The organism is Candidatus Scalindua japonica (assembly GCF_002443295.1).
Lineage (GTDB): Bacteria > Planctomycetota > Brocadiia > Brocadiales > Scalinduaceae > Scalindua > Scalindua japonica.
The window spans coordinates 14,084-40,896 of the sequence record NZ_BAOS01000015.1; the positions used below are offsets into that span (position 1 = coordinate 14,084).

Here is a 26,813-nt window from a genome sequence, read left to right on the forward strand (position 1 = left end):
GCCTCCATGACTAACAGACGAGTGAGGCTGGGGAACATTACTTGAATCTATCTTAAGAAAACAAAATATTCAAGTAAAAAAGCTTAGTCCTGTTTCAGTCACCGGCACAACCATTTCATGGAGATGTACCTATATCATCAACATATGCCTGATGTTCTGATCATGTGGATTGTGTAACTACCATCTCCTTTTTTTTACTTCTGTCCGGTCTGTAGTATATGGTTATGTTACATTTAATCATAGGATTCTTCGTCGCCAGTTCCTGCGATAGGTTTGCCATGGTGGGCATTGTTTATGGATGGATGCTCGTGAATATGCTTTTCTCCATTTGCATGCGTATGATAGTGTGAATGCATTGGCGTGTCACCTGTAGTAGTAACGGATTGACCGGTGCTTGTTGTTAATATGGTTGTCTCTCCTGTCTCGCGGTCTAATACACAAACATTTCCTGAGAAAAGTTCTACATCTGTCTGGTAACCGGCCCTGGAGCCATTATCACTGGTAACTACGGTAAAGTGAGTACCCCTTACTCCGACGATCGCGCTTGGCGCAACAACCTCAAACTTAGAGCCGGATGTAACATTAACATCTATAGTCCCACTGTCCTGCACCTTTACGATACTGTATAGTGTGCCATCAGAAAGCCTGACAGATTGTACCAGGAAGCAGCCATAGCTGCCACCTGAATCATCTGTTATTTTAACAGTGCTGCCATCGGCAAATGTCATATTATCTTCTTTATTACTGATTGTCCTCTGTGCGGTGTTCCCATCCGGCGGTATCTCCTGTCCGTTAATATCTACCGCACCGACACTCGTAATTTTCGTAGAACCGTTGGTAAAAGTACCTGTTGAGCTCTTTCCGCCTCTGTGTCGGGGACAACCAATGGCAAGTTCGTCACTGCCATAAGAACCCTTTCGCGCTACATAGTACGGATCATAACTTGCAAAGTTGTTGATACTGGTAGTATCGTTATCTTCAGGGCATACAAACGTAGATTTGTCGTTTATATAGTTAGCAAGATCGGCAGAAAGCGGATATTTATCTTTTTTATTTTCGCCGAGGTAACCATCATCGGGGTAACCATCATCCGGGAAGGACATGTAATCGTTATAGTACTGTTGCAAACCCTGAGATATTGCTCTCAGGTTATTTACACATAATGTTTGATTTTTTGTTGAACGTATCTTGCCAACGGCTATCGTTGCTATACCGGCCAACACGCCAATTATGCTAATCGTTACAAGAAGTTCAATAAGTGTGAATCCACTGTTTCTGTCTTTATATTTTAATTCCCACATGATAGATTTCTCTTAACTATATATACTTACAAGTTATGAAATATAGATGTTCATCTTCTTTTAACTGTTTTTCATAAATTTAATAAATGCTAATACCAGTTTGGGGTCGAACTGAGTACCAGACCCATTTTCAATTTCTTTAAAGGCGACTTCCGGTGGCAGGCCATTTCTATACACCCTGCTGGATGTTATCGCATCGTATGTATCGGCGATCGAAATGATCCTGGCAACAAGATGAATCTCATTACCCTTTAAACTGTCCGGATATCCTTTGCCGTCATAACGTTCATGGTGATGACGTACACCTGGCATTAAAGCGCGTAATCTGGACATGGGCTCAAGGATTTTGCTGCCTTTAACAACATGTGATTTAATGATCTGAAACTCTTCACCTGTTAATTTTTCCGGTTTATTTAAGACGTTCTCTCCTATTCCAATCTTGCCTATATCGTGAATGGTAGCGGAGAGTTCCAGAAATTCCAGTTCACCATCTGAAAGACCTATCTCCTTTCCTATTCCAACGCTGAACTCTGCTACTCGTCGGGAGTGTCCGTGTGTATACGCGTCTCTTGCATCAAGCGCTGCCGCAATCGACTTGATATAATCCAGAAAAATGTCATGGATGTCAGTATAGAGCCTCTGATTTTCTAACGCAATTCCCACTTGATGAGAGAATGATGAGATCAATCTCAGCTCTTCAGTAGTAAACTCCGCAAAAGGAGAAATTTTTGAAGTTTGTTTATTATAGAGATAAAGTATCCCAATAGTTTGTTTCTTTACAACTAGTGGTACTGCCAGGAAGGAGTGCAGGTTATTGTTTTTTATATGTGATAACCCAGGATGTCTTGACACGGTTTCAACCCAGATTGGCTTTGCGTCAACCCGCATTTGTTTGTTTACTGGCTCGGAGATTCTCTGCGCTTCGCCCTTTATCTCGTCAGGTCCGATGAAAGCTGAGTGTTTATAACTGCATGTGTCACCATTCAGTGTATACAGAGCAGTTGCTTCGCAGTGTGTTATCCTCATAATCGGCCCCAGTAATTCTTCCGGTGGCCTGGAAGGGATTGCGAGCGCAGATGTTATTTGAATGTCCTCCTTATTAAATAATTTCAGAGAATATTGGTTTGATTCATCTTGAGATGTTGTAATCTCACCTACCTCCAGAAGCAGGTTTAGCTGAATATCTCTCATGGCAGATTCCCCACTTACCGAACTCAGATTTACCGTCAGACAAGTTCCTATAAGCATAAGAAACATAACGACAAATGGGACCATGTCTATCATTAAATTTGATTTTCTGAATAGTATAAGCCCTGTAAACACAATGATTGATGCAATCACGAATGAAAACAGAACACCACCTGCAAGCAACATGTATGCGCTGCCCCTTATATGTATTCGGAAGATTAACATACTAATAATTATTGATAACGCTGTTACAATCGTGATTGTGTAGAAGGGACCGGGAATAGAGATAAGCCTTTCTGTTAAAAAATTGTAAAAAAGATTAGCCTGAATAAAGATACCAAATTTGCGGCCGAATGGCGTAACATGGATATCTTGTTCAGACCCGGGAGTAGCGACACCTATAAAAACAACTTTGTCTTTAAATTGGTCTGCGGGGACCCTGTTTTCATTCTGTGGTGATACGTCATAAAAAGAGTATAAGGTTATGGGCTTTTCCTGACCAAGAGTTTCTATCCACTTAATATTTGTTCCGTGATAGATATTTACCTGTTTTTCAAAATCAATATAATTGATAGGTATACAACTCCTTGAGTTAAGGGGTATATACAGCTTTCCTATTTGCAGTGAGTTTCCCGGATTTAATATCATCTTTTGATCAATCCCCATCTGCTCCAGGTAAACAGCAAGTGAGAGAGGAATAAATCTTTCATTGCTGTCACTACCTGCTATCTGGACGGGTGTACTCCTCGCCGTTCCATCACTGTCGTAGAAAACATTTAAATGGCCAACTCTTTTAGCTGAATCAGAGATTATGTCGATGTTCTTAATTAATCTTCCTTTATAGATTCCGTCAGCCGGTCTTGATCTCAAAAGATTAGCAGTTGGACTCCATACAGGGAAAATAATAGCGTCGATATCACTGGCAGCATCTGACAAAGCCACATCGTTCCTGGGATGTTTTATATCAGGAAGGTCGAAGAACATATCGAAGGCAATAGTATCTGCACCACCTTCTTTCAGGTAATATAGTAGTTCTGCATAACGGTCCTGGGCCAGGGCCACCGCCCCAGATGCTCCATATCTTTATCTGATATACCAATTAGAGCGATTTTAGGTATGTCGGGAGCGTTTTCATGAGAGTTATGTGTTATACGCCAGTCATACAAAAGTTTCTCAAGTCGGTTGAAAACTCCGGTCAAATATAATAAGGATATTATCGCTGCAATTGACAGTCCCCAGATAAGACCGTAGTATTGATAAGATGAGTGCCTGATGTTATGTTCCGAAAAAAATACTTGAATTTGTCATTCTGAGCGAGACGGAGTAAATCGAATGACCTCTCATTAGTAAGCCAATAACATTTTGTAAAACCAACGAGACTTTTCAGTCATTCCTCCTTCAGAATAATGTGTAAATGATATAATCCTGCCAAAGATGCTTATTCGCCGGATTGATAGTCTTCTATTTTAATTCCGTACTCCTGCATCTTTCTATAGACTGTAGATCTTCCGATATCTAATTTTTCAGACGCTGCGGATATGTTACCATTTGTCGCGTTCAGCGTTCTTCTGATGAAAATCTCTTCAACTTCACTAAGGGGTAGCAAATCTCCTCTTCGCAACGCCGCTTCCAGTTTAGACAATCCATCTTCCAGGGATTCAGTCATCCTCAAACCATTTGAATCCATATCCGGAAAATCAAAATGTTCCGGGAGAAGTGTATCATTGGGTGTTATCAGTATCGCTCTTCTGATGCTATTCTGAAGTTGTCTGATATTACCCGGCCAATGGTAAGTTTTCAGTTTATCCATAGCCGAAGGGTCTACTTTGTTTATTTTTTTACCTGATAGTGTGTCAAATCTATTAACAAAGACATTAACAAGTTCAGGAATATCTTCTTTTCTGTCACGTAATGGGGGGATGTGTATTCGGAACACATTAAGGCGATAGTACAGATCCTCTCTGAAGTTTTTAGAATTAACTTCACTTAATAACTCTTTATTACTTGCAGAAATAATACGTACATTTGTTTGAATTAATTTCTGCCCACCTACTCTTTCAAATACCTGTTCTTCAATTACACGCAGAATTTTTGCCTGCATTGTAAGGGGCATCTCCGTTATCTCATCCAGAAAGAGAGTTCCCATATTTGCCCGTTCAAGCTTACCTACTTGTTGTTGGACTGCTCCGGTAAATGCGCCTTTCTCGTGCCCCATTAATTCGCTTTCCAGCAGATTTTCAGGAATTGCAGCACAGTTTATGGTGCATAAAGCCTGCTTGCTTCTAGGCCCTCTATAGTGAATAGCTTTTGTAACCAGTTCCTTTCCCGTACCGGTTTCTCCATGAATAACAACCGGTATATCACTCTCCAGGACAGTCTGTATCTTTGCAAGAACATCCTTAATTTCTTTACTGCTACCAATGATTCTCCACAATTCAGGCTCCTCTCTTAACTTGAACGTGTTTTTCATTTCTGAGCGTTTTGTCCCTTCCATACATCCCTTTCCCGTCTTGACATTGTCTTTCAATATTATTGACGAAAATCCTACAACTATAAAACTAAACTAATAAATATTGTTATTTTTGTCATAATTTGCATCAAATATAGTGTGATTCCATATTGTATACTTTTATTATGATTATGTCCCGAAGTGGATCTCTCCTTTTGCATGACTTCAGCATCCATTTCTCAATACCTGGCATAATCATGTAAATTTTGCAACCTGAAGATTGTAGCTGCAGAATTATCCAGTTTAAATTATAAATAATTTTATACAGCGAGATTGGGTTGTCAATAAAAATATCCCTTAAGTCTTTTTAATATTAGTCCTTATAGACACATTATATTCTGTTTGACTTATAACATATTTATTCTTTTCATGGAACAAAAAGATTAAAAATATGATATTTCCTGACAGTGCAGACTTGTGAGTAAACATTTGTGACTGCATTGTGTCTTTTATGTCCGGAAGGACAATCTATCATTTATTATCTACAATGAATTTGGATTGCTCTCTTTCATGTAAAGTGTATAATCCCATTACGTTTATGTAAATATGAGTAAAATTGCTTTCCGGGTTTCAAATTGTTATGGACAAAACGAGCGAAAATGAAAATATTGAATTTGACCTTATATTACAGGCAATCTACTGGAAGTATGGCTATGATTTTAGAGATTATGCCAAGGCATCTATCAGGCGCCGTTTACGCCATCGACTCTCACAATCCAATCTTAAGACAATATCTGAAATGCAGCACAAATTGCTTTACGATATACAATTCTTTGAAACACTGTTATTAGACCTTACTATTAACTCTACCGAAATGTTTCGGGATCCATTTTTTTTTAATACCCTCAGGAAAATTGTAATACCTGAATTGGGAAAACAATCTTTTGTAAAGATATGGCATGCCGGCTGTTCCAGTGGTGAGGAAATTTACTCTACAGCTATTCTATTGAAGGAGAATGGAATGTACGAATCATCCCTGATATATGCTACAGATGCCAACGATGAGGTCCTTGATGAAGCGAAATCGGGGATTTTTTCTATCGATAAAATGAAAGATTATACCATTAATTACAGAAAGTCTGGCGGACTGGCATCTTTTGCGGATTATTATACGGCCAGATATGACAGTGTAATCATGGACAATTCCTTAAAAAAAAATATTGTCTTTTCCAATCACAATCTGGTCACAGATAACGTTTTCGGAGAGATGGATATGATAATGTGCAGGAATGTGCTTATTTATTTTAACAGGAAGTTACAAGACCGTGTATTGGGGCTTTTCAGGGACAGCCTTCGACCTGATGCGTTCCTTTGCCTGGGTCCTAAAGAAACCGTAAGATTTTCATCATATTCGGATAGTTTTGAAAATGTAGCAGAGAAAGAAAGAATATACAGAAGAATCGGATAGTAATTAACCAACAATGAAACTCCTCAATAATTAATAATATGGACATGATACAAAAGTTAAATACTGATTGAAAAAAAGAGTCACAAATATAAAGTAGTTGTTATAGGTGTTTCCACCGGAGGCACAAAGGCCCTTAAAACTATTCTTTCGGTTTTACCGTCCGGATTTTCTCTCTCAGTTATTGTTGCCATGCACAGACACAAAAATACCGATGGTTGTTTAGAACAGTCATTGGATAATGAGTGTGAAATAGAGGTAAAGCAGGTTGATGAAAAAGAAGAGATCAGGGCAGGATTTGTTTATGTTGCGTTACCAAATTACCACTTATTGTTAGAAGATGACGGTACATTTTCCCTATCAGTAGAAGAGACTGTTAATTACGCACGCCCGTCAGTTGATGTGACTTTTGAGTTGGCAGCATCGGTTTATGGACAGGAGCTTATCGGGATTGTTTTGACTGGAGCAAACAAAGATGGCAACCAGGGACTAAAACAGAATAAAGAAGGCCGGTGGCCTTGCAATTGTCCAGACACCCGAAACATCTGAAGTTGCGGATATGCCAAGGGCGGCTATAGCATCTGTTAAACCTGATGATATTTAACCTCTCGAAAAAATTGCTCCTTTGCTGAGAAAACTTGAAAGCGAAAGATAAGATTAGTATAATGACAGTTTTACAATATGAGTTACTTCTAGAGAGCTATTTATAACATGAATAAACGAGACAGATATTGTGAAAATCCTTATTGTAGATGACAAGCCGGCAAATTGTCTGGCACTCCAAAAAATTCTTGCCAAACCAGGCTTGAATATCATAGAGGCTTCAAGTGGTAATGACGCCCTGGCTCTGGTCCTGGAGCATGATTTCGCGCTTATTCTCCTTGATGTTCAAATGCCTGATATGGATGGTTTTGAGACCGCGGAGATAATACGCGGTAACCATGAAACAAAACATATCCCCATTATCTTTGTCACCGCAATCAGCAAAGAACAAAAATACATTTTTAAAGGATATGATAAAGGCGCTGTGGATTATCTGTTTAAGCCATTGGATCCTGATATTTTGAAGAGTAAAGTTAATGTATTCCTTGAGTTGTATGGACAGAAAGAGGTCCTTAAGAAAACTAATATCGAGTTAAAAAAGGCAAATGCAAGAATTCTGGAGCAACAGGAAGCTCTTATTGAAGAAGAACGTATTAAAGTATTGCTTCAGATGGCCGGAGCAAAGGCCCAGGAGCTGAATCAACCATTGGCGTCTTTGTTGGAAAACATAGCATTGATTGGAGAAATTAAAGATAATACTGCAAAAACTAAAGAGTGTATTTATCGAATGAAAGTATCCGGACAGAAGATATTAGATATAACAAAAAAAATTAATACAATGAATTATGCCGAACCCATACCATCATATTACAATAGCGCTGCTGTTGTCAGCTTTAATAGAAAAATACAAATACTTGTGGTGGATGATTCAGAGGATGTTGTGGAATGGTTCAAGGCATTTTTAGCAGATCAGGATCTTATCGTTTTTTCCTGGGCGGAAAATTTTAAAGATTCATTTGCCATGTTAGAACGTGAACAGTTTGATATAATTTTTCTGGATCATATCTTAAAAGACGGAACCAGTATAGAATATCTTAAAAATATTGATGAAAAAAGTATAGAAACTCCAGTAATAGTCGTTACAGGATATGGCGATGAGATGTTAGCATCAAAGTTGATACAACTTGGCGCATATGATTATTTACCGAAGAGCAGGATAAACACGGAGTCTCTTTCCAGGGTTATAAATAATACACTGGAAAGAGCCCGTCTAAGAAAAGATGTGAAAAAAGCCCAGGCAAAAATGGCGGAAATGTCTACTGTGGACGAATTAACAACATTATATAATCGCCGATATTTTATAGAGGTGTTGGAAGGAGAGTTTGAAAGAGCCGATCGTTATGAGACAGAGATGGCACTTATCATGATGGACTTGGATTATTTCAAAAAAATAAATGATTCGCTTGGTCACCCCGCAGGTGACATGGTATTGTCAGATACAGGGAAGAGACTCAGGAGACATGTAAGGAAGAGTGATCTTGCGTGTCGTTATGGTGGAGAAGAGTTCGCTGTTATCCTGCCGAATGTAAGAAAGGATAGTATCTTTTCGGCATACGAAAGATTCAGGGAGATGGTATCAAAACAGTCATTTAAATACGAGTCAAAACAGTTTCATATAACAGTTAGCATTGGTATTGCGTTCAGTAATGACGCGGAGTCTGCAAATGATTTATTAGCCCATGCAGATCAGGCTCTTTACCAGGCGAAAGAAACTGGTCGGAACAGGACAGTAATTTATAACACTAACGCGATATCGGTTGGGTAAAGATATCGAATTAATTTATTTCATTTTGTGAGGATGGTACTTTGTCATGAATATGCAGGCTAAGTGCTTTTTTATTTTAGTAAACACTTTATAACGATTGATAAGAACAATGACACTAAAGATTTATAACACATTGACCAGGCAGAAAGAAATTTTTACCCCTTTAGAAGAAGGAAGGGTTGGGATATATGTATGTGGGCCGACTGTTTACGACCACCCTCACATTGGACACGCCAAGAGTTATGTCAGCTTTGATATTGTTGTACGTTATCTGAGACATCTTGGTTATGAAGTTAGATATGTGCAGAATATTACTGATGTCGGGCACTTAACGGATAACGCTGATTCCGGGGAAGATAAGATTGAAAAAAGGGCTAAGCTGGAGAAAGTCGAACCAATGGAATTAGTTGAAATGTATATGCGGAGCTACTATGAAGATATGGACGAGTTAAATAACCTGCGGGCTGATATTTCACCTCGGGCTACCGGGCATATTCCGGAGCAGATAGATCTTGTAAGCACGTTAATCGATAAAGGATTTGCTTATGAGTCAAACCAGTCTGTCTATTTTAATGTATCGAAGCTGAAGGACTACGGTAAACTTTCAGGGAGAAAACTGGAGGAACAGGAATCTGGGGCACGCATAGAGATAAATCCTGAGAAAAAAAATCCTGCAGATTTCGCACTCTGGAAGAAGGCAGAATCCGGGCATATTATGAAATGGAACAGTCCCTGGGGTGTCGGGTTTCCGGGATGGCATCTTGAGTGCTCGGTAATGTCTATGAAATATCTGGGTGAGACGTTCGATATTCATGGTGGAGGACTTGAAAATGTATTCCCTCATCATGAGTGTGAAATCGCGCAAAGTGAGACTGCCAATGAGCAACCTTTTGCACGTTACTGGATGCATAATAACATGGTCACCGTCGATGGACAGAAGATGGGTAAATCTCTGGGAAATTTCGTTACCCTTAAAGACGCATTTAAAAAATTTTCACCTCTTACAATACGTTTCTTCGTTCTTAATACACATTATAGCAGCCCGATCGACTATAGTGACGAGGCGTTGGAGGCAGCCAATAAAGGCTTGGAGAGATTATACAATACAATACATAACCTGAAAGCACGAATGGAATCTTCTAACGGGACCGAGGGGCAGGAAATATGGAAAACAAAATTGGAAAGTTACAAAAATGCTTTTGAAGAAGCGATGAATGAGAATTTTAATACGGCAGAAGCGATGGCCGTTCTCTTCAACTTAAGCAAAGAAGTAAACAGCCTCCTTAACACAGATGAGAAGGTTAGTGAATGGGTATTGTCAGAAATAGATTCCTTCTACAAAACTTATGGTGGTAATGTACTGGGTATAATTACAGATAAAGCAGCACAACACTGTCCTGACGGAGCAGATGTTTATAAAATGGAGGATGATTTAATAAAAGTGTTGATTGATACAAGGAATGATTTACGTGCTTCCAAACAGTGGGATCTGGCAGATAAAGTAAGAGACAGGTTAAGCGAGCTGGGAATCATCATCGAAGATAAAAAAGAGAAGGTTGCGTGGAGGAAGAAGTAGTATAGGAGTTCCATTCTGACAGGATGTTGGGTGGATTAAATTCCTCAACGCTTTTTGTCCTGGGATGCGAATCGACCTTTATCTATAAGGTATCAGCATATGGATTTTGTTGGCGGATTCATTTCGCTTAATCCGCCCTGGACGAGTATCTAGTTAAGTTTCCAATATACATTTTATGAGATAAAACATGAGATTGAAAAGAGACAAACTATTTTAGTATATTGTCATAATGGTAATAGAAGCAAGACGGCTTGTGAATATCTTACATCCAAAGGTTATGAGGTTGAAGAATAATGATTATAGAAAGCTTTATTAAGACTGCAAAGAAAAATTTCAATAAAATTGTGCATGAAGACTCTACCGGGATTGCTCTGACATTCGGCCAGACGCTTACTGCCGGTATTCTTCTCTCCAGACATGTTCGCAATTTTGAAGGCGATAATATTGCTCTGGTTTTTCCTGCCTCAGTGGGTGGTGCTTTGGCGTTTATTGCCACGACACTGTCAGGCAAAACCCCTGTTGGACTCAATTTTATTGCTGGAAAGGAAGAACAGGACTGGGTACTGGATACCTGTGACATAAAAACAATATTTACTTCAAGAGTGTTTATTCAGAAGGCGAAGATTGATGAAGATCCAAGGATGGTATTCATTGAAGATATAAAAGAAAAAACATCAAAACTGGAAAAAATGATGACTTATTTCTCCTGTAAAATCAGGTCGAGTCACTCTTTGGTTCAAAAATATAAAGAGCTTGATGCGCCTGACAAGCCAGCCATAATATTGTTTACCTCAGGTTCGGAATCCAAGCCTAAGGGTGTCCCCCTGACAAACAAGAATATCTACGTCAGTATCCGGGCTTTCAGTACTGTTTTTCAACCAAAACTGAATGACAAAGTGTTAGGTACATTACCATTCTTTCATGTATTTGGCTTTATTGCATGTCTCTGGTTACCTTTGATAATGGGGATGGGGGCCGTTTTTCATCCAAATCCAACTGATTATGAAAGGATTGGCAGGATTGTTCACAGAAATCGTGTTACAATGCTTTTAGGTACCAGTACACTTTATAGAGGGTTTATGAAAAGGTGGAAACGTGAGCAGGTTTCGAGTGTTCGTCTGGCATTTGCAGGTGCGGAAAAGTTAAATGAAAGTGTCAGAAAAAAATTCGGAGAGAAACTTGGTATAACCATTTTTGAAGCTTATGGGGTTACTGAAAGCTGTTCTTGTATTACGGTGAATTACCCTGATGACTTTTGTCACGGAAGCGTGGGAAGGCTCATGCCTGATGTTCAATGTAAAATAGTGAACACTGAAACTTATGAGGAACTTCAACCGGGTAATGAGGGTTTGATACTCATAAAAGGACCCAACGTCATGAATGGATATTATAAGGCCCCTGAGTTGACTGAACAGGCATTTCATGACGGTTTTTATATTACCGGTGATATAGGAAAAATAGAAAATGGTTTTTTATTTATTACTGATCGTCTGAAAAGATTTGCCAAGATAGGAGGTGAAATGATTCCATTGGCTCCTATTGAAGATAAACTGTCGAATGTATTAGATCAGGATACTGAAAATGAAAAAAGGAGCTGCGCAATTGTAAATATTCCTCACTCACAGAAAGGTGAACAACTTGTGGCATTTGTTGTTGATGAGAATCCTGACAAGATATCACTCAATAGTGAACTCGATCAAGCCGGTCTGCCAAAGTTGTCCCAACCTGACCACTACATATCAATAGACTCTATCCCGATGCTTCCATCAGGCAAAGTCGATTATAAAAGTATAAAAAAGAGCGCTTTAGAGAAATTTGAACGGAATGTCTGATTTGTTTAAAAGAAACATTAGTGGCCAGGTGAATAATTACTTCAGTTTAAGTGTAGCAAGTTTGTTCTGACATTAAGACTTTAGAAAGGTGTCATCTTCCCCATAAATTTTGTTGTTACAGGGAAGATGTTATTTGTTCTTTTACGTCTTATTACTTAGCGCTCGAAGGTTTCTCCTTCTGGTAACGTGTATTTAAACGTTCTGTTATGAGAGGAGTGACATCCATTGCACTCGAATTGTACAAAACAGTTCTGATTCCTATCTTAAACTGAAGATCGGAAAGTTGATTACTTTGTAAGTTTGGTTTTTCTTTCTTTATGATAACACTGTAATTTTTTTCTTTTCCAAAAGAGTTGACTTCGTTAATGATCTCTTCATAAACTACCTCAAAGGCATCCTTATATTTCTTAGTGAGTTGCTTTTCAGCAAATTTAGCATAACCTTCTAGTTCTACGTTTTTTCTTTCCAGTATCTCCATATTCTTATCTCTGCTTTCACTTCCTAAATCCAGCAACTGTGTCTCTTCGTTGAGATCAATCATTACTTTCTTTTTACTCTCTATCTCTTTTTTAAATTCTGCTTCAGCATTTTTTAATTCTTGATCGAGATCATTTCTTTTGTCATATTTATCAAATATTTCATTGATATCAACAACACCGATCTTGAGTTCTTCAGCAGTAACATCTTTCGGAACGCTTTTAAATGTTACAATGCCTGCAACAGAACAGAGGAAAATTGTTAAAATTCGATATTTGATAGATTTTTTGTTCATGATTTTTCATCACCTTTCATAAAATAAAAATTTAAGCGGGTTTTGGTAAAACATTAAGAATGAGAAATACGCTTCTGATAATTGCAAACTGCACAGCAAAACTGATTATACAGACGAGAACGGCACGCCAGGTTGCTTTATAATCAAGTGCCTGTCTTACGGCGACAACCATTGCAACCAACATCCATACAGCTGCGAGAGAAAAAACCAGAGGTTGTATTGCAGGGAAAATACCTAATACTCGGATCAAACCCGGTGCACTTGCAAACCCAAGAGTCCTTAATAATTCGCCTACATCAGATTTGGTTTGATGTTCCGGTAAAAGTTTAGTTCCTATAAAATATATAATAAATGCCCAGATGTACCAGCCTGCCAGCCCCAAAACAATTCCTAAGGAGACGCCCAGGGCTCCTCCTCTTGATATACTTCCTATTCCATACGCGAGACCCGAGAGAATTACGACAACCATAGCCTGTCGCATTGCAGACTTGTCAGATTCCACTTCTTCATAGAGATGTACATCAAGCTTTGCAGCTCGAATAATTCGGTTTGTAAAACTACTACTCATATTTCTTCCTTATACTGACAAACAGTGTTGTGAACAATAACAACTTCGTTATTGAAAACACAATCTGAAAAACGTATCTTATATCAAAATATAAGCGTTATTACCAATGAATAATATGGTCACGCTCCATTTCCCGGTCATCCTAATTAAGCTTTTTTCTTGAGTGTTTTTATTAAATACAATATTATCACAGATATTCATATACATGGCGATAAATAGCAGCAAGGATGTTTTTGTCGCCTTTAAGCATTTAATAACAGTAAAGTCTATTAATAAGTTTCCTCTTACTAATTTATTCTTACTGCATGAAGAGTTAATACTTAATATACTGCAGAATTAGAGTGTATAAACAATATGCAAATTTATTCTATATATGTATCAAAAAAAAAGGTAAATAAATGACACTTTCTCCAGAAGATGTAATAAAAGCCTATCATGATATTATATTTTGCCTTATAGGTGACGTATCTGAAAATGGGGCCTGTGGGATTGATATTGTAGCACAATTTAAACCGTACGATAATAGTCGGGTTGCCGTCCCCAGAAATATCAACGCCGCATTTTTGATCTCTCTTTCGGGAAATAATCATTCAGAATATAATACGGCCATAGAGTATCTGAAAGAGATGAAGAGCGATCCTCTCTGGACAAATCTTGTTACGTTTTATCGAGAAGGACTTTGTTTGTTGTTAAAGGAATTCCAGAATTTCTGTTCCAACAGCAGTGATGGTGTAGCAAGGACGGAAGAATTAATGACAAAATTAGCGCGACACAAAGGGTCGCTTTCATCTTCTGAAACTATTCAGGAGGAAATCTGGAAGCTGTTCCATCCTGAAGCATCAGAGATTCTTGGTAATAAAGAATCTCAAGCAGATGCCCTGAGAAATGAGCGTAAAATAGAGATAACCGATCTTAACTCAAGACCTGTAGGAAATGTCCCACAAGAGGTTATCTTTACAGCGAATGCTCTTTTAACTGTCCCACCGGTCGGAAAAGGACTAAAAGACCTTAGCATAAAACCAGGGTTGTGGAACGCCCTTCAGGAAGTTGTACAGGAAGACCAGCTCTTCTGGTATGACCATCCGGTCCAGATAGGCGTTGGGCCGGACAGAAATGAAATACTATACGGTCTCCACCATCTTTCAGAATCACTTCTCTTTGAGAAGAAATTGGGAAATGCGGCAGAAAAGGACGAGTTAACGGTAATATTATCGGCATCAGTTACGCACGAGGGTTTACAGGGTATTGTTAAAGAATATATCGAGTACGAACTGGAAAAAGGCGGTGACTTACCAGGACTCAAGGTATATCTTTTTACTGAAGCTGAAACCGCCGGGTTAATCCACGAGATTCTCGTTCCTGCGGTAAACAGGTATTTTAATGATATAAAGGACCCATCGTCTCTTTTAAGGGAAGTTGTGGGTGTTAACGGAAAATATGGAAGACACTATAGCTTTCTTAAGGCGATAACCGCCTTCTGGCAAGTCTTTGAAGATCCTGACAAGAAGGCCACATTCAAGATTGATCTTGACCAGGTATTCCCACAGGAGAAGCTGCTTGAAGAAACAGAAAAGAGTGCGTTTCAGCATATGATGTCTCCACTTTGGGGTGCTGAAGGTGTTGACACTCAGGGGAACACTGTTTATCTGGGTATGATGGCTGGGGCGTTGGTAAATGAAAAAGATATCAGTGCTTCACTCTTTACACCCGACGTAACATATCCATCTCCACCTTTCAGGGGTGAAGATACTGTTTTCTGCAGTAGGGTACCCCAGGCATTGTCTACTTTATCTGAGATGATGACAAGGTACAAGAAGGGTGGTATTGATGGAGACAATTGGTGTATATCAAGGATACATGTAACGGGTGGGACGAATGGGATTTTAATTCACGCGCTAAGAAAGTATCGACCTTTTACTCCGGTGTTTATAGGAAGGGCGGAAGACCAGGCTTATATACTGTCTGCTTTGTTTCCTGAAGTCAAAACGCCGGCGCTGAGATATTTTCATAATGATGGTTTGTTTATGAGACACGACAAACACGCTTTTGCGGGAGAGGCTATAAAGGCGGCAGCTATAGGAAAGATAGTGGGTGACTATGAGAGGATTTTGTATTTTTCAAAATATGCCGGGATAATTTCACCGGATGTAGATGCAGTCAAGAGTGTGATAAACCCGTTTACCGGAAGCTTTGTAAGTCCTCTATCCCAAAATCTTGCGTATCTTCGTCTTGCACTCAAAGCGGCTGGGTTTTTTGCTACAAAAGACGAGGAGGATAAATATAAAGGGGCCGCACTTGTTGAGACAGGGACGAGAAGGTTACATTCCTGCATCCAGGATGTGTCTAAAGGAGGAGTAAATGGACTTAAGGAACGGTACGAAAGAGAAAAGGAGGCCTGGGCGCTTTATTACGATATTCTTGACGAAATTGAAAGCGCCCTGAAAAAAGGAGACCAATTTGCCATAGAATTGCGGGAGAGGGCCAAAAAATTAATCCGTGACGCTCGCGTAATTACAGATGAAAATTCATAATATGATCATCATTTGTGTAACGGTTAACACAGGCGGACGGGTGATAGCAAAACAAATCCATTAATCCAAAAAAATTGGCAATGTTAGTGGCTTTTTGTTATTATACATAAATTATATTTTACTATTATACAGAGATTTTATAAAAAGGGATGAAAAATGGACAAGAAGTCCAGAGAGAAAAAAGGCAAGGCGATGTCATGTTCTTTTTGTGGCAGAAATTATAATGTTGTTAAAAGATTAATACAGGGTGACCGCAATGTATATATTTGTAATGAATGTATTGAGGCTTGCTACACCCTGATACAAAAAGATAAAGAAAAAACATCAACTAATATAAAAAGAAAAATACCAACTCCGGTATATGTCAAAGAACGTTTAGATGAATATATTATCGGGCAGGAAAGAGCAAAAAGAGTATTGGCGGTAGCAGTCCACAACCATTACAAAAGATTATCATTAGAAATATCTGATGATGGTGTGGTGTTAGAAAAAAGCAATGTGCTTCTTGTCGGGCCTACTGGCTCAGGAAAAACCTTGTTGGTTAAAATACTCGCGGAGGTCCTCGATGTACCCTTCGCGATCACAGACGCAACGACTTTTACCGAAGCCGGTTATGTTGGTGAGGATGTTGAAAATGTACTATTAAGATTACTGAGAGATGCTGATTTTAATGTAGAACGGGCACAGCAGGGTATTGTTTATATAGATGAGGTAGACAAGATCGCCAGAAAGGGCCAAAACGCTTCTATTACACGAGATGTTTCCGGTGAAGGAGTACAACAGTCACTGCTTAAAATGTTTGAGCAGTCTATCATCAATGTACCTCCACAGGGTGGAAGGAAACATCCGGAGCAGCAATACATACAAATGGACACTAAGGATATTCTGTTTATTTGTGGTGGGACCTTCAGCGGTATAGAGGACATAATAAGAAAAAGGATAGGCAAAAAGGCAATAGGATTTGGTACTACGATGGACAAGGCGGAGAATAAATCTACCGGAGAAATTCTTTCTGAAATCAAAATGAATGATTTAATCAAATTTGGTATGATCCGCGAATTTATTGGCAGACTTCATGTCCTTACAACGTTGATGCCACACTGTCAGAATGACTTGATAAGAATTATGCTTGAGCCTAAAAACGCTATCGTCAAGCAGTATCAAAAGATCTTTGAGATGGAAAATGCTGTCCTGGAATTTCCAAAAGACGCTTTGGAAGAAATAGGCAAGATGGCACTGAAGCGAAAGACGGGAGCCCGGGCATTACGCTCTATTTTTGAGGGCTTTATGCTGGATGCCATGTTTGATTTACCAACAGACGGTAAAGGGTCGGTTTATGTAGTGACGCCGGAAGTTGTAGCAGGAGAAACGCCGCTTATGCCGCAGAAACTCCGCAAAAGCGCTTAACACAACCTGGCTTTTTACCAGTAAGCACATTGGCAAACTTGCTTTAATGACAAAGTAATGTGGCCAGGCAATCATATCCATGAACATATCCATCCCCAATAAACTCACCTGTTTGTCTACCCTTATTTGAAGTTGAATTGCAATCACTGTATGTTAAAATCTCAAGTAGTCCATAAGTCGATAATTTCTTGCTAATTAATATTTTTCACGTCTAACAATTTTTTCGGTCATGGCTCAGACGGATTTGGTAGTGAACTATGAAATCAAAATTCATCATTAGAATATGTTTTATCTGTATAGGTATTGTGGCGGCAACATTTATGGTGTTGAAACTGACCGTATGGAAGGACACACCAGATGCCTATCTTTATGATGGCCCGAAGAGAGGTACAAAGACGTACAATGGTCCAAATATAAACAATTTGCAAGGAAAGGATTATGAGGCTGTTCCGGTTGAAACAATACAGGTTAAAAGGAGAAATATTGAAATTTTCTTAGTTAATAATTGTACTCTTGAATCTGAGAAACAGGTTGAAGTATTAGCAGAGACATCCGGTATAGTACAAAACATCCTGGTGGAAGAAGGTGACCATGTAAGGTCCGGTATGCCACTTGCGAAACTTGACGAAGAAGAAGTTTTGTTAGCGCTCAGGGAAGCAAAGCTAAAGAAAGAGAATGCTGAAAGAGTTTACAGAAGTTCTTTGGACAATTTCAAAGAGAATATCATCAGTAAAGAAGAGTTTGAAGAAAAAAAATTTCAACTTGAGATCGCGACTGTAGAACTTGAAAGAAAGCAGATGGAATATGAATATACAACAATTAAGTCTCCAATTGATGGTATCATTGTTGAAAGGAATATTGAAGAAGGCTATGACATAGAGAAGGGCCGGATGGTATTCAAGATTGCGGATTTTGACCCGATACTGGCACGGATTTACATTCCTGAGAAGGACGTTAATAAGGTAGTGGAAGGACAGATGGCAAGAGTTGTTTATGAATTCCTGACCGGAATAGAATTCACAGGCAGGGTAAAAATGGTGAGCCCGGTCGTTGACCCTGAAAGTGGTACTGTTAAGGTAACAATAGAGATAAATGACCAGTCAGGTGGAGCATTGAAACCGGGGATGTTTGTCTCTGTTTTTACGATAGTAGGCCAGCACCAAAATGCTCTCTTAATACCAAAGAAAGCGCTGATCCTGGAGGCAGAAGCCGATGAGGTGTTTGTTGTGAGAGAGTTTATTGTATTGAGTATCAGTTCGGACAAGATCAAAAAATTGGCTATGGGTGATAGCGTTGTATGTGAGCAGAGAAGCACAATTAATGAAGAAAGCAGAAAAGGACTATCGCTGAGTGGAAAAGTTGTAGATATTTCAGGGAATCATGAAAATGGGGCAATATACAATATTACAATTGAAGCAACAGACATTCTGAGTAGAAATATAAATAAAGAATTTGAAAAAGTCTCTTTCTATAATGATCGTGGCGATTTATTGCTATCGAAGAATAATGTTAATTTCCATGTAAAAAGCAGGGCCTTTAAGACAAAAATAACACCGGGTTTTAAAGAAGGTAATTATGTCGAAATATTAACCGGCCTCAAAGAGAGTGACAGAGTTATTACAGTCGGACAAGATGACGTTGGCCACGGTGCGGATGTTGTCATTATTAACGAAGAAAAAGAGGCTGGAGAAACTGCAGTTTTAGGGGCGCCATAAAATACTTAGTTTAGCGATGGGGTTTAACCATGCCAACATGCCTCTATGTCACATTATCGGTAAAATCAGACCTGACCAATGTCAGGAAACAGGCTGATGAAATACCTGCTGAACCGAATATCATACACATTACCATGATCTGATAACGCGCCGCTATAAACGGTGAAACACCGGACAGAATCTGGCCTGTCATCATCCCTGGCAGGGAGACCAGCCCGACTGCAAACAGGGAATTTGTTATAGGAATAAGCGATGCACGGAGTGCTATAACTCGTGCCTTTTCATACGGAACGTCCCTCTCAATCTCCGCGTCAAGTCTCTCTACCGCGATGCTGACGCTATTCATCGCACTGGCAAAGATCATCCCCGCAAGCGGAATCACATTACTCGGCAGATACCACGGTTTCAGATTAAGGACACCCTGTGTTATTAACAGCAAAATTAACCCTCCACCAATCAAAATAGAACAGAATGATTTCAGATACAATACCCTGCGGGGTATCTTTGCCGTTCGCAAAGCTATCCAGCTCGCGGCGAAAAGCATAACTGCCAGAACAGATCCAACTATCAGATAACTATCCGATTTGAAAATAAAGATCAGAAAATACCCTATCAGCAGAAGCTGAATAAGCATCCGCAAAATGGCATAGAGCGAGTTCCCGTAACCAAGCCCCCATCGCCACAGGATACCGACAACAGCAATAGCCGGGATAAAAGCCAACATCAGATTTATAAAGGGAATTGTATGTACTGTATTATTCATGATTGATAAACAAAAACATATTTATACCACGTTCTTTACTACTCAGGAAAGCAGGAAATACATGAAAAAGTTTTTAAAACAGACACATTGCAACCATATCCATAACGAAAAACATATGGTATTGTATTTGATGTTAGCTTGCCAAATGATTATCGTAGGGGCACGAGGCATCGTGTCCCTACGATTTGAAACATCTATTTCAAAAATACCATGCATATGGTTTGGCATGATTACTAATTTTTGTAATAAAATATTTTTTCGCATTTAACGTCGGTGATGGATTTCAGGGTTGCATTTTTTTTTGTTTCATTAATTTAAATTTGTAAAAATTTATATAACCCCAGATCATTCGTGTCATTAGTGAAATTCGTGTCTCGCTACGTTACGGTCGCTCTTCAACCGCCGGCTTCGCTTCGGCGGCTGATCGCTCCCTTCACTCCGCTACACGGTGTCACCACACACCATTATGATATCGCAATTCTGAATAAGAAAACAAAATCATGCCGCCAAGGGTACAAGGGATCAAGAGCCAGGGGCAACAGACCTGGAGAGGCGGAGGCCCAAGTTGATGTTGCGGCCGTCTGGCCCGTAGTCGCCACGAAAAGCCGACCGGCAGCTCTGCGCGACATTGCGCCAGCTGCCGCCGCGAATCACACGGCCGGAGCCCACTTTCTTACCAACCCAGGCATTACCGTTATCAGGAGCTCCATTATAGTCCTCATGCCAATCATCCTCTACCCACTCCCATACATTACCATGCATATCGTACAAGCCAAACCCATTCATTGCTTTTTCTCCCACAGGATGGGATTGTCTGCTTGAATTAACTGTATACCAACCAGCCCTTTCAAGATCACCCTCTTCGTCACCCAGATAATAACGAGTAGTTGTCCCGGCCCGGCAAGCATACTCCCACTCCGCCTCAGTTGGCAGCCGCAGTCCCGCCCATTCAGCATACTTTTTCGCGTCATCCCAGCTTACTCCAACTACCGGCTGTTCCGGTTGGTTGAATCGACGATCGGCCCAGTATTCAGGTTCAGTTACTTCCGTGTTTTCTTCCATAAAAATACCATACTGCCTGTTTGTAACCGGAGCTACTCCCATGTAAAATTCCGGTACATTGACCTCATGCTGCGGGCCTTCATCATCATAACGACCTTTTTCTGTTTTCGGAGATCCCATCATAAAGGACCCTCCCGGTATTTTGATAAGTTCATACCCTCCCTGTTTAGCCGACACAACATTACTATCAACACTTTCCTCCCGGTTGTACTCTTTGAATCTTTGGTTTATCTCGGCAAATGGGTGTTTTTCCAAACAGGTTTTAACCGCCTCTAATGCTGATTCGTCCAGACGTTTAACAACCCGAAGCGCGGCAGCCTGCCGCTTCCATAGTTCTTCATCTTTGCCCGGGTCCTCATTAAGGACATCCATAAATGGTTGAACTGAAGTCTCAGCCGCGTCCTCAAGGCACATGTCCACCAGACTCGGATTTGAGGCAAACACTGGTAGTTTAACCACCTCTTCCATAAAATCCTCAAAAAGCGATGGGTCTTCAAGGGCCAGCATAATCAGGGTGACCTCCTGCCACCACGATTCACCAAAGTGTGATGCCAAGTCACGCAAAACCCCCTTATCCTTAAAAGCCCTGCTCCTAATCTCACGCGCTACCAGGTACTCTTGAAACCCAAGATGCATAAAGCCATAATGCTCCTGGTCCCATCCGGTCAACAGACCGCTATCGTCACGGATGGTACTCAGAAAATCTTCAGCAGTACCTCCAGGCCATCCTACAGCTTTTAAAACAGGTTCAATATGTGGAAGTAGTTCTGTTGCCTTTGCTTTTGTACGGCCCTCTTCTCCATGCAACCATAAAGCCACCGGCTGAAGTACCCTGCTTCCATCCTGAGCAGTCACACCCACTTTCAACTTTTTAGGTTTACGCCAGTGTTCTAAAAGTATAGCAATGCACTCTTCATACAGCTTATGCCGTTTATATGGTAGATCGTCGCGATGACGATGTATAAGACAGATGTTTGTAAGCAGTAGTGGGTTTCGTGTGAGCTCGAAGACCTTGCTGGCACGAAAATCTGACTCTTTAAGTCTCTCTACCAGTCTTTCAGCTTTTTCCCTGGCAATCTCACCTGCCTGTTTCGGATCTATAGCTAAACCCTGCTCAACCGTCTTATACCAGTTGTGTACAAAACGGCCTACCTCATCATTGTCAAAAGGTCGTATGTACATCTCAAGAAAATTTTCGTTCATGTGGACCGTGGGACTATAGCCCGCGAAACGACATGTAACTACAAAATAACATTTTGGTCGTGAATTTATGGATTTTATAATCCACCTTGCTACCATTTCACGCTTTTCCAGGTCAGCTACTTCGTCCAAACCGTCTAATAAAAAAAGAAGATTCTTTCTATCAAGCAACCGTTTACCAAACCCTTCTTTCGTATCAAGATGTGCGCCTTCAAGCTGTTGTTGAATAAAAACATCCAGGCCCTTGTCAAGGTCCTTTAATTCTCTAAGAGGAAGAAAAACAGGTAAAATATCTGGTGGCAAATTAAGTTTCTCAGGGCCTTCTCTTAAGCATGCTAAAAGAAGACGTTTCAAGTGAGTTGTTTTGCCAGAGCCAGGATCACCAAGAACAACGATCCCCTTACGTTTATTACGTTCTCGTGCCTCTTTAAAAGCATCTGGTAAATGGATTTCAACACTATCTCTCTCCATTCTTTTTTCCGCGTGATCAGCATTAGCAAATACTTCATCTTTACCGCTGAGATTTAACATGGCACGTAAAGGTACATAAATTTCATCTATATCAATAGGAACTTTTAACTGATTAACAAATCCTGCTACCGGTAAATGAGCGTGAAGAGCATCAGCTTTTTGGCAGTAGGAACTTATTTCATCATCCAAGACATCAGCTTTAGGAGAATCAGCAATTGCTACGGCAGCTCTAGATTCAGGTTTTAGCAGTGACTGTGACTTGCCATCATCTCTTTTCCATTTACACCTACTCGGATTATACTCAAAAGCACATCGCTTGAAAGAACGTGTTTTTGTATCTACTTGATATATAGAAAAGTTATTTCTGTAATCATCCCCTGAATATGTAGCGCCTCCCTTAAAAAAATATGCTGAATTGCTTTTCCTGTCTGGTTCCTCTATAGCCCCATGAACATGACCGCAAAGAATAATATGGCTTCGTTCCGATATATAGCTAAATGTATTTATACGTTCATCGTAGCTGTTGGTTTCATAATCGTTTAACCACCCAGGTGGATGGTGAAGAATTGAGATAGTTATAAGTTCGGTATCATATTGTTCAGGATCAGCAAGTTGTAATGCAGCATTCATTACTTTAAGTTGAGGCAGGCCCATCCATAAATTACCTCTGTCATCATCTCCTCTGCAAAACCATGCTGAATTAAGTACTACAAATCGAAGTCCCTTTATCTCTCTCTGCCCAATAAGGTGATACTTGTTCTCGCTAATACTTAATTCTGGGATTTTGAATTCTCCACAAAATCTATTGTAGTCTTTAAATGGTTCAATAAATTTTTTAATGTTTTCTATCAAAAGCCATTTATCAGCTTTTTCATGAGTAAGCGGTGGTTCCATACCCATTGTTTCATCTCTGTTAATATCGTGGTTGCCTGCGCATACAATAAGATTATCAACACTCAACTCAAGCACTTCCAGTAGTTCGTCCTCAATCCATTTTCGTGCTTCGATATAATCTTTTTCTCGACCACTCCACCCAATATCCCCTGATATCGTAACTATATCTGGTCTCCATTCAGTACCAACTGTCTTTTTTAGCACCTTTATTAATTCATCAAGCGTATTCTCACGCTTTGACAGTGCTGTTACAGAACACTTCTTTGAAGTTTCAATACCAAAATGCAAATCAGAAAGATGAAGTATGTTAACAATTGCCATCTGGAACTCCGAAGAAATCTTCTATTTAAAATAAATTTCTCATATTACCCATTCCTATTACACCTACACTCCTTAGCCACCTTTTTTTACCGCTTAGGAAAGCAGGAAATTCAGGAAAAAAGAATAAGGAAGCAACAATTTTTTTTTATATCCACGGATACTAACCCGTTGTGTTCGTTGTACGAGGGCACGAGGCCTCATGCCCTCGTACAACGAACACAATGTCATTGAATTAAGAGATTGATTTTAAAATGATAAAAATAAACTTCCTTTTTGAAGTGCAGTGTCCGAGTCACTACTTCAATACGCATCATCACGGATAATGTACTCCATATTTCACCCTTTGGAAAAGGGGGTTAGGGGTATTTTCCCCTTAATTCAATGACATTGCCCCTACGAACCTGGCAATTAATTTACCCGGTGACAGCTTTCAAACCATTTTGGCTTACTAACAGCCTCCGGGCGGTCCTTATTTGTCCGGTTTGTGCCGGAACAGGTCCGGGGCGTTGGTCAGGGAATGACGCGGGCGACGAATCCGTAGACGCATCACATCTAGTCGTTTCCTTGAACTGGAGAGGCGGAAGCCCAAGTTGTTGTTGCGGTTGTCTGGCTCGTTGTTGTTACGATAAGCCGACCGGCAGCTCTGCGCGTCATTGTTCCAGCTGCCGCCGCGAATCACACGGTTGGAGCCCCTTTTGCCCCTGGCCTTAAGGGCTAAGAAAGAAAATAGCCCCCCCAATATGCTTGCCTTTTGCCCCTTCTTCGGTGTTGGTTAAAAGGTTACATAGCCAGGCTATGCGCCCTTTTACGCACCTTGAACACGGGCCAAAATTCAGCGCATTTTAGAGAATTTATTTTCTTCCGCAACCCTTAAAGAACGCGTCACGCAGATTGCGTGTTGCCGCATTCCTGAGATGGCCTGTCATACTCTGCATTGAATCAGTCCACTCTTCAATATCAAGCATATCATTTGCCAAATCTTCATTTCGCCTCTGTACCTTTCTTCTGAATCTACGCCATCCCTGGCGCTGTATCCGTATGATACCTGGAAATATCCTGAAGCCTAAAAATGACAAGCCCTGAGATCCAGGAGCAACGATTACCGAATTCCCCTTTAGCTTTAAACCAAGCTCACTGCTTAAATAACTTTCAATTCTATTCTTTGCATCCCACAAAGTATACTTCTCATCGGCAAACAGAACACTGTCATCCATATAACGTATGTATCCCTCAATTTGTAACTGCTCTTTTACATAATGATCCAAACCAGATAGATAAAAGTTAGCAAAATGCTGACTGGTCAGATTGCCGATAGGAATCCCTCTCCCGGGTTCTGTCCATGGTACCGGATGGTCGATGAAGGTGTCAATCAACCGGAGAAGATCATCATCCTTAATCTTACGGCGAACCATGTTCTTTAGTATTTTGTGGTCTATTGTATCAAAAAATTTTCTGACATCCAGTTTTAAGAAGTAGTGGTATCGTCTGGAAAAATATTGAGCGCGTTTTATAGCTCGATGTGAACCCTTAGCAATACGGCAAGCATAGGTATCAAAAATTAATGAACGTTCAAAGATTGGCCCTATCGCGGAACAGACAGCATGGTGAACGACCCTGTCCCTGAAGTCAGCGGCACAGATCATACGTACCTTGGGATCGTGCACCATAAATGTACTGTACGGACGCGGATTATACCTCTTCTCTAATAGCTCCTGCTCAATATCTATAATCTCATTCTCAAGATTAAAGAGAAAGTCGGCAATCGCCGGTTTACTCTTTTTCCCTCTTGCCGCTTCATGCGCTGACAATATCAGGTTTTTAAAGGAGCACACATGCTCAAACAGGTAACCATATCGTTTCATTAATTCCTACTCTCCCTGTTTTGGTATTAGGGTAGTGATCTATTAATTGTGGTGGATTCGTCCTTAATCCACCCTGCAACCTATTATAGACACTGTCATACCTACCACCCCTGCTGTTTACGCCAACCTCCCACCATTTTACCTGCCTCGATTATCTGTTTTGAAGCGAACTCATATCCCTTATTATCCAGATAACGTTTGTCGTGGCACAAACGAAGATGTATCCTCAACCTTGATATACCAAGATCAATACGACGCAGGGACTCCTTCTTCTTTTTACTATAACGAGCATCTACGATCCATTCCATAATATCAAGTACTAGATTGTCTATACGGTTACTAAATGTAAACCTTGCTTTCCTGGGAAATTTTTCAGTTTTGTCTAACAACCATTTTACAAATTCATACCAGTGTCCAAAAAGAGGTATCTCATTTTCCACTAATCCTCTCCTTCTTTTATCTCTCGTTTTTCATCTGAATCAGGCTCCTGATGCCCAACCAGGGTTTTGATTATATCTTCCGCGTATCTGGAAATCTTAGCCTCACCAAACCCTTCAACCGCGTCAAAATCTTTTTTACTCCTTACTTTCAATTTAACCATACTGGCAACCTGCTTGTTATTGGCAATCATGTATGGAGGTATACCCTCCTGTGTAGCGCGCGCGGCCCGCCACTTTCTTACAACATCGTAAAGCAGCTTTTCATGCTCATCCAGTTCACTTCTGGGATCTTGCTTGCGAACACCCTTATTCGTGCTACCAGATGGCTTATCACGATAAGAGAGAAATACCGTTAAATAGGGTCGTTTTTCAAATGTAAAGAAATGTTCCGCGAATTCGATTATCTCTTTTTCCATAGAAAACAGTTGAAGTTTGTCATCATTGAATCCACCCGTGTTTTCACAAAACCTGAATGTAAATATCTTGAGTTTCAAATTAGAAGATTCCTGAAAAAAGTATTTTTAATTATTCCTTTACCTTCCTGCTTTCCTCATCGGCTAAAATCTTTTAAAGATAAGGTGGCTCTAAGGAAAGCAGGAATTGCAGAAAAAAGGGTATATACTGATAC

At 40.1% G+C, this 26,813-nt stretch carries 18 protein-coding genes and 2 pseudogenes; 8 read left to right on the forward strand and 12 right to left on the reverse strand.

The genetic code is table 11. The features are described 5' to 3' along the window. Nucleotides 1-233 precede the first annotated feature (233 nt). The 4 genes and pseudogenes from SCALIN_RS09495 to SCALIN_RS09510 form a co-directional block, all read right to left on the reverse strand. On the reverse strand, nucleotides 234-1,301 hold the full coding sequence (locus SCALIN_RS09495; protein ID WP_096894270.1) for a prepilin-type N-terminal cleavage/methylation domain-containing protein: 1,068 nt from the start codon (nucleotides 1,299-1,301) through the stop codon (nucleotides 234-236). 60 nt (nucleotides 1,302-1,361) lie between these two features. Next, nucleotides 1,362-2,714, reverse strand: a complete 1,353-nt coding sequence (locus SCALIN_RS23880) for an HD domain-containing phosphohydrolase (protein WP_420885423.1) — start codon at nucleotides 2,712-2,714, stop codon at nucleotides 1,362-1,364. Nucleotides 2,715-2,783: 69 nt separating this feature from the next. Beyond that, a pseudogene (locus SCALIN_RS23885) lies at nucleotides 2,784-3,688 on the reverse strand (CHASE2 domain-containing protein); the annotation flags it as partial. A gap of 239 nt (nucleotides 3,689-3,927) precedes the next feature. Next, a complete protein-coding gene (locus SCALIN_RS09510) occupies nucleotides 3,928-4,983 on the reverse strand; it encodes a sigma-54 interaction domain-containing protein (RefSeq protein ID WP_096894273.1) in 1,056 nt (351 codons plus the stop codon). Between the two features lie 595 nt (nucleotides 4,984-5,578). Here SCALIN_RS09510 and SCALIN_RS09515 point away from each other — a divergent pair. From SCALIN_RS09515 to SCALIN_RS09535, 5 genes and pseudogenes are all read left to right on the forward strand, one after another. Continuing rightward, nucleotides 5,579-6,406: a CheR family methyltransferase gene (locus tag SCALIN_RS09515; protein WP_096894274.1), complete on the forward strand. Its 828-nt coding sequence runs from the start codon at nucleotides 5,579-5,581 to the stop codon at nucleotides 6,404-6,406. 66 nt (nucleotides 6,407-6,472) lie between these two features. After that, nucleotides 6,473-7,007, forward strand: a pseudogene (locus SCALIN_RS09520) (chemotaxis protein CheB). A 129-nt stretch (nucleotides 7,008-7,136) separates the two neighbouring features. Further along, on the forward strand, nucleotides 7,137-8,771 hold the full coding sequence (locus SCALIN_RS09525) for a diguanylate cyclase (RefSeq protein WP_096894275.1): 1,635 nt from the start codon (nucleotides 7,137-7,139) through the stop codon (nucleotides 8,769-8,771). Nucleotides 8,772-8,880: 109 nt separating this feature from the next. Further along, nucleotides 8,881-10,347: a cysteine--tRNA ligase gene (gene cysS / locus SCALIN_RS09530; RefSeq protein ID WP_096894276.1), complete on the forward strand. Its 1,467-nt coding sequence runs from the start codon at nucleotides 8,881-8,883 to the stop codon at nucleotides 10,345-10,347. A 293-nt stretch (nucleotides 10,348-10,640) separates the two neighbouring features. Next, a complete protein-coding gene (locus SCALIN_RS09535) occupies nucleotides 10,641-12,179 on the forward strand; it encodes an AMP-binding protein (RefSeq protein WP_096894277.1) in 1,539 nt (512 codons plus the stop codon). A 151-nt stretch (nucleotides 12,180-12,330) separates the two neighbouring features. On the opposite strand, the gene SCALIN_RS09540 is transcribed toward SCALIN_RS09535, so the two are convergent. After that, entirely contained in the window at nucleotides 12,331-12,951 is a 621-nt protein-coding gene (locus SCALIN_RS09540) for an OmpH/Skp family outer membrane protein (protein WP_096894278.1), read from the reverse strand. 31 nt (nucleotides 12,952-12,982) lie between these two features. Further along, the gene (locus SCALIN_RS09545; RefSeq protein WP_096894279.1) at nucleotides 12,983-13,519 is read right to left on the reverse strand and encodes a YIP1 family protein; all 537 of its coding nucleotides are present in this window, start codon (nucleotides 13,517-13,519) and stop codon (nucleotides 12,983-12,985) included. 398 nt (nucleotides 13,520-13,917) lie between these two features. On the opposite strand from SCALIN_RS09545, the gene SCALIN_RS09550 reads away from it, so the two are divergent. The 3 genes from SCALIN_RS09550 (at nucleotide 13,918) to SCALIN_RS09560 (ending at nucleotide 19,172) form a co-directional block, all read left to right on the forward strand. Continuing rightward, nucleotides 13,918-16,050: a hypothetical protein gene (locus SCALIN_RS09550; RefSeq protein ID WP_096894280.1), complete on the forward strand. Its 2,133-nt coding sequence runs from the start codon at nucleotides 13,918-13,920 to the stop codon at nucleotides 16,048-16,050. 156 nt (nucleotides 16,051-16,206) lie between these two features. Then, nucleotides 16,207-17,457 carry an ATP-dependent Clp protease ATP-binding subunit ClpX gene (gene clpX, locus SCALIN_RS09555; protein WP_096894281.1) on the forward strand — a complete coding sequence of 417 codons (1,251 nt, stop codon included), beginning with the start codon at nucleotides 16,207-16,209 and terminating at the stop codon, nucleotides 17,455-17,457. A 257-nt stretch (nucleotides 17,458-17,714) separates the two neighbouring features. Then, nucleotides 17,715-19,172 carry an efflux RND transporter periplasmic adaptor subunit gene (locus SCALIN_RS09560; protein WP_096894282.1) on the forward strand — a complete coding sequence of 486 codons (1,458 nt, stop codon included), beginning with the start codon at nucleotides 17,715-17,717 and terminating at the stop codon, nucleotides 19,170-19,172. A 43-nt stretch (nucleotides 19,173-19,215) separates the two neighbouring features. On the opposite strand, the gene SCALIN_RS09565 is transcribed toward SCALIN_RS09560, so the two are convergent. From SCALIN_RS09565 to SCALIN_RS09590, 6 genes are all read right to left on the reverse strand, one after another. Then, the gene (locus SCALIN_RS09565) at nucleotides 19,216-19,935 is read right to left on the reverse strand and encodes an ABC transporter permease (RefSeq protein WP_096894283.1); all 720 of its coding nucleotides are present in this window, start codon (nucleotides 19,933-19,935) and stop codon (nucleotides 19,216-19,218) included. Between the two features lie 522 nt (nucleotides 19,936-20,457). Next, on the reverse strand, nucleotides 20,458-23,883 hold the full coding sequence (locus SCALIN_RS09575) for an SUMF1/EgtB/PvdO family nonheme iron enzyme (protein ID WP_096894285.1): 3,426 nt from the start codon (nucleotides 23,881-23,883) through the stop codon (nucleotides 20,458-20,460). Nucleotides 23,884-24,352: 469 nt separating this feature from the next. Then, a complete protein-coding gene (locus SCALIN_RS23890; protein ID WP_420885422.1) occupies nucleotides 24,353-24,622 on the reverse strand; it encodes an SUMF1/EgtB/PvdO family nonheme iron enzyme in 270 nt (89 codons plus the stop codon). A gap of 112 nt (nucleotides 24,623-24,734) precedes the next feature. Then, nucleotides 24,735-25,745, reverse strand: a complete 1,011-nt coding sequence (locus SCALIN_RS09580; protein WP_096894286.1) for a reverse transcriptase/maturase family protein — start codon at nucleotides 25,743-25,745, stop codon at nucleotides 24,735-24,737. A 101-nt stretch (nucleotides 25,746-25,846) separates the two neighbouring features. Next, nucleotides 25,847-26,185, reverse strand: coding sequence for a diversity-generating retroelement protein Avd (gene avd / locus SCALIN_RS09585; RefSeq protein WP_096894287.1), 339 nt, complete (start codon nucleotides 26,183-26,185; stop codon nucleotides 25,847-25,849). Continuing rightward, nucleotides 26,185-26,679, reverse strand: a complete 495-nt coding sequence (locus tag SCALIN_RS09590; RefSeq protein WP_096894288.1) for an HRDC domain-containing protein — start codon at nucleotides 26,677-26,679, stop codon at nucleotides 26,185-26,187. Before SCALIN_RS09590 ends, avd begins: the two co-directional genes overlap by 1 nt. Nucleotides 26,680-26,813: the final 134 nt, after the last annotated feature.